The sequence below is a fragment of the Clostridium sp. K13 genome, assembly GCF_019734195.1.
Taxonomy (GTDB): Bacteria; Bacillota; Clostridia; order Clostridiales; family Clostridiaceae; genus Clostridium.
The window spans coordinates 1-4,438 of the sequence record NZ_JAASHM010000072.1 but is presented as its reverse complement, the minus strand read 5'-3'; the positions used below and the strand labels follow the sequence as shown (position 1 = coordinate 4,438).

Here is a 4,438-nt window from a genome sequence, read left to right as displayed (position 1 = left end):
GTTTTTTTATTTCTACTCACCGCTAGAAGCTCTTCGGAACCACAGGTAGAACCTGTGGTATTCTAAATACAAAAAAAAACAAGCTAATTATCAAATAGTAATTAGCTTGTCTATTATATTTAATATTTAATTTATTGCCTTATCTATTTCTTCTATCATCATCATCGTTGATGTGAATCCACCTGTTGAAGTATACCAAATAGCTGGATCTAAGTATACTATATTATCATTCTTATAAGCATCTGTTTTTGCCATTAATTCATTTTCAAATAACTCTTTAGCCGAAGTTGTTCCTCCTGCAATAGCAGCTCTATCAACTACAAATAAATATTGGGGATTTTTTTCTAATACATATTCAAATGAAGCTTTTTGCCCATGAGTTGAAACCTCTATAGTATCATCAACTGGAATAACACCAAAACTATTATGAATTATTCCAAATCTTGATTCTGATCCATAAACACTAAATGAACCATCATTAGCTAAAGTAATAAGACCGTTAACACCCTTTTCTGTAACTTTTGTATTTAGTTTTTTAACAGCTTCAACTATACTTGCTAATTCCTTTTCTACAGATTTTTCTTTATTAAATATTTCACCTAATGAACTCATATTAACTTTAAATGACTCTAAGTAATTTTCATTATCTATACCTAAATGAATTGTTGGTGCAATTTTATTTAACTCTTCATAATAATCAGCTTGTCTACCTGAAATAATAATTAAATCTGGTGCTAATTCAAATATTTTTTCCATATCTGGTTCTTTTAATGTTCCCACGCTTGAATATTCTTCACTTCCAAACTTAGCTAAATGCTCTGGAAGACCACTTTGTACAACACCAACAATTCCTTCTACTTCTAATGTATCTAAAGAATCTAAAATTCCATAATCAAATACTACAATTCTTTTTGGATTTTTATTTACTGTTGTTTCCCCTAACTCATGAGTAACTACTATAGTTTCTCCTTCTTTATTACCTTCTGCCCCTGCAAACTTAGTAAATGCAAATGCACCTAAAACTACAACTAATAAAACTAAAATTAATAAACCTGTTTTTTTCTTCATTATTATCTACCTCTCTTTATTTTATATAGTATTGATATTCATTATCAATATATCTTCTTATTAAAGGCAAATTACTAATTTGCCCTTTTTAACTTTTTAACTTTTTAACTTTTTAACTTTTTAACTTTTTAACTTTTTAACTTTTTAACTTTTTAGAAGTATACACATATATTTCTATTGTTAATATTTTCTATATGAAAATCAATTTCATATATATTTTCCAATTCTTCCTTTTTTATAGTTTCTTCAACTAAACCATTCTTTACAAGCTTTCCATCTTTTAACGCTACTATATAATCTGAATAACATGATGCAAAATTAATATCATGTATTACTATTACAACTGTCTTATTTAATTCATCACAAAGCTTTCTTAAAGTCTTCATAATTTCAACTGAATGTTTCATATCAAGATTATTTAATGGTTCATCTAAAAATATATAATCACTATTTTGAGCTATTACCATAGCAATATATGCCCTTTGTCTTTGTCCTCCACTTAATTCATCTAAATATCTATCTTCAAATTCCTTAAGCTGCATATAATTAATTGCTTCTTCTATATATTTATAATCTTCATCCTTTAAATTTCCCTGTGAATGTGGAAATCTTCCAAAGCTAACCAATTCTTTAATCGTTAGTCTAATATTAATATTATTTGATTGTCTTAAAATAGCTATTTTCTTAGCCAATTCTTTATTATCCCACTTTAATATATCTTTACCATCTATTAAAACTTCTCCAGAATCCCGCTTTAAAAGTCTACTCATTATTGAAAGAAGAGTACTTTTTCCTGCTCCATTTGGCCCTATAAAAGATGTTATTTTTCCTTCTTGAATATTTAAAGATATATTATCTACTACTTTTTTATTTCCATAAGTTTTAGTTATATTCTTTACTTCTATCATCTATTTCTCTCCTTCATTACTAAGTAAATGAAATAAGTTCCTCCAACAAAATTAATTATTACACTTACTGAAACACCAAAATTCATTAATTGTTCAACTAATAACTGTCCACCTAATAAAGATAATATACTAATTAATATTGTTACTATTCCTAAATTACTATGCTTGTAACTAGCTATAAGTTGTCTTGCAATATTTACTACAAGCAACCCTAAAAATGTTATTGGTCCAACTAGTGCTGTAGCTACTGAAGTTAATATAATCACCACTATCAACATATTCTTTACCATCTTGTCATAATCTACTCCAAGATTTATAGCTTCATCTCTTCCTAATGACATAACATCTAATGTTTTTAAATAATCATACGCATAACCTATACATATAATTATTACTACACTTGATATAAATAATAGATCTGTATTTATATTATTAAAACTAGCCTGCATTTTATCTTGTACGACTTGAAACTCTACTGGATCAATAAGTACTTGCATAAATGTGGTTAAACTTTCAAATAGTGTTCCACATACTACCCCAATAAGTAATAATGTAAATATATTTTTACTTCCTTTTCTAAATAAAAATTTATAAATCAAGCTTGAAAATAGAAGCATTGCTGCTATTGTAATTATGAAATTTATATTTCCATTACTAATTATTGCAGAAGATGACCCTAATAAAAACACTACTGACGTTTGCAATAATACATACAAAGAATCTATTCCTAAAATACTAGGAGTTAATATCCTATTATTAGTTACAGTTTGAAATATTAATGATGAAAATCCTATTGCTCCACCAGTTAATATAATGGCATAAATTTTAGGAATTCTTCTATATAAGGCATATCTAATATTATTACTATTAACTCCAATAAATAAAAATGAAACTATTAATACTAAAGCCAATACTAATAAAATAACTATACTCTTTTTATCTTTAGTCTTCATTTTTTATCCCCCTTATTATCATATAAAGGAAAATTACACTTCCAATTACTCCAACTGTTAAACTTATTGACATCTCAAATGGAAATATTATTATTCTTCCTAGAATATCACAAGCAAGTAAGAATGTTGGCCCAAGCAATGCTGTATGGTATAAAGTTTTCTTTAAATTATCTCCACTATATAAACTAACTATATTAGGAATAATAAGCCCTAAGAAAGGTATATTGCCTACAGTTATAATAGTCACTGCACATATTAATGAAACAATAGACAGTCCTACATTTACTACAAAGTTGTAATTAAGACCTAAATTAATAGCAAAATCTTCCCCCATTCCTACTATAGTAAATTTATTAGCATATAAAAACGCTATTATTACCATTGGAACACTTAAATAAAGCAACTCATAACTACCTTTCATTACCAATGACATGTCCCCTTCCATCCAAGAAGAAATGTTTTGAACCAAATCATACTTATACGCAAAGAAAGTTGTAATTGATCCAACTATTTTACCTAACATCATACCTATTAATGGTATAAATACTATATTTTTTATTTTTATAGATTTTATCATTTTCATAAATAATACCGTACCTAGACCTGCAAAAATAAATGAAACAATCATTTTTTGCATAGTTGTAGCTCCTGGTATTATCATTATACAAAACAATATTCCCAACTTTGCAAAATCTGTTGTTGCTGCTGTTGTTGGTGAAACGAATTTATTTTTACTAATTTGTTGCATTATAAGCCCACTTATACTTAATCCAATTCCAGAAACCAATATTGATATTAATCTTGGAACTCTACTAACAATTAGTAAATGAATTTTATCTATATTAAAACTTAATATATCCTTTATATTGATAGTTGAGACACCAATAAAAATTGATGCAACTGATAAAATTATCAATATAATAAATAAATATCTTTTTTTCATCTTCTATCCCCCACGTTGCTTTCTTATTCAGATAAATTTCAATGCATAGATTGATAATAATTATCAATTGCATTTGCTATATTATCATTAATGTACATTTTTGTCTATACTTTTTCATATTTTTTCTATATTAATATATTTTTTGGCTTGTTTACCTTCTTTTCTATAGGTTATTAAAAAATATTTTGCACAATATAATAGTGTAAAGTAAATACACACTTTACAAAAATAAATTTATAAATTTAGGAGGGACTTTATATGGCACAAAAATTAGTACCTGAAGCAAAAAATGGTTTATCAAAATTTAAGACTGAAGTAGCAAATGAAATGGGAGTTCCTTTTACAGATTACAATGGAAATCTTACTTCAAAACAATGCGGTAGCGTTGGTGGCGAAATGGTTAAAAGAATGGTTCAACAATACGAACAAGGTATAAAATAAAATTAAATATTAAAAATAAGAAGAAACTTTAATTAAAGTTTCTTCTTATTTTTCAGTTTGTTGAAAAACCCCCTGTTTAAAAACAGAGGGTTTTTCTATTATTAGTTGTGGATAAAATTTAAAAT

Annotated in this window: 5 protein-coding genes; 1 reads left to right on the top strand and 4 read right to left on the bottom strand. The window is 26.5% G+C overall.

The window, feature by feature from the left end; all coding sequences use genetic code 11:
- Positions 1 to 126: 126 nt before the first annotated feature.
- The 4 genes from HCG76_RS18675 to HCG76_RS18660 form a co-directional block, all read right to left on the bottom strand.
- Positions 127 to 1,068, bottom strand: coding sequence for a siderophore ABC transporter substrate-binding protein (locus HCG76_RS18675; RefSeq protein ID WP_221701769.1), 942 nt, complete (start codon positions 1,066 to 1,068; stop codon positions 127 to 129).
- A gap of 152 nt (positions 1,069 to 1,220) precedes the next feature.
- Positions 1,221 to 1,976: an iron ABC transporter ATP-binding protein gene (locus HCG76_RS18670; RefSeq protein ID WP_221701770.1), complete on the bottom strand. Its 756-nt coding sequence runs from the start codon at positions 1,974 to 1,976 to the stop codon at positions 1,221 to 1,223.
- The gene (locus HCG76_RS18665; protein WP_221701771.1) at positions 1,973 to 2,929 is read right to left on the bottom strand and encodes an iron chelate uptake ABC transporter family permease subunit; all 957 of its coding nucleotides are present in this window, start codon (positions 2,927 to 2,929) and stop codon (positions 1,973 to 1,975) included. The genes HCG76_RS18670 and HCG76_RS18665 overlap by 4 nt, the downstream gene beginning before the upstream one ends.
- Positions 2,919 to 3,872: an ABC transporter permease gene (locus tag HCG76_RS18660; protein WP_221701772.1), complete on the bottom strand. Its 954-nt coding sequence runs from the start codon at positions 3,870 to 3,872 to the stop codon at positions 2,919 to 2,921. Before HCG76_RS18660 ends, HCG76_RS18665 begins: the two co-directional genes overlap by 11 nt.
- A gap of 258 nt (positions 3,873 to 4,130) precedes the next feature.
- Between HCG76_RS18660 and HCG76_RS18655 the strand changes: the two genes are divergently transcribed.
- A complete protein-coding gene (locus tag HCG76_RS18655; protein ID WP_195989752.1) occupies positions 4,131 to 4,313 on the top strand; it encodes an alpha/beta-type small acid-soluble spore protein in 183 nt (60 codons plus the stop codon).
- Positions 4,314 to 4,438 lie beyond the last annotated feature (125 nt).

Bases quoted from the DNA above. Each gene is read 5' to 3' on its own strand.
- HCG76_RS18665 (WP_221701771.1), bottom strand. From the start codon at position 2,929: ATGAAGACTAAAGATAAAAAGAGTATAGTTATTTTATTAGTATTGGCT.
- HCG76_RS18670 (WP_221701770.1), bottom strand. From the start codon at position 1,976: ATGATAGAAGTAAAGAATATAACTAAAACTTATGGAAATAAAAAAGTA.
- HCG76_RS18660 (WP_221701772.1), bottom strand. From the start codon at position 3,872: ATGAAAAAAAGATATTTATTTATTATATTGATAATTTTATCAGTTGCA.
- HCG76_RS18655 (WP_195989752.1), top strand. From the start codon at position 4,131: ATGGCACAAAAATTAGTACCTGAAGCAAAAAATGGTTTATCAAAATTT.
- HCG76_RS18675 (WP_221701769.1), bottom strand. From the start codon at position 1,068: ATGAAGAAAAAAACAGGTTTATTAATTTTAGTTTTATTAGTTGTAGTT.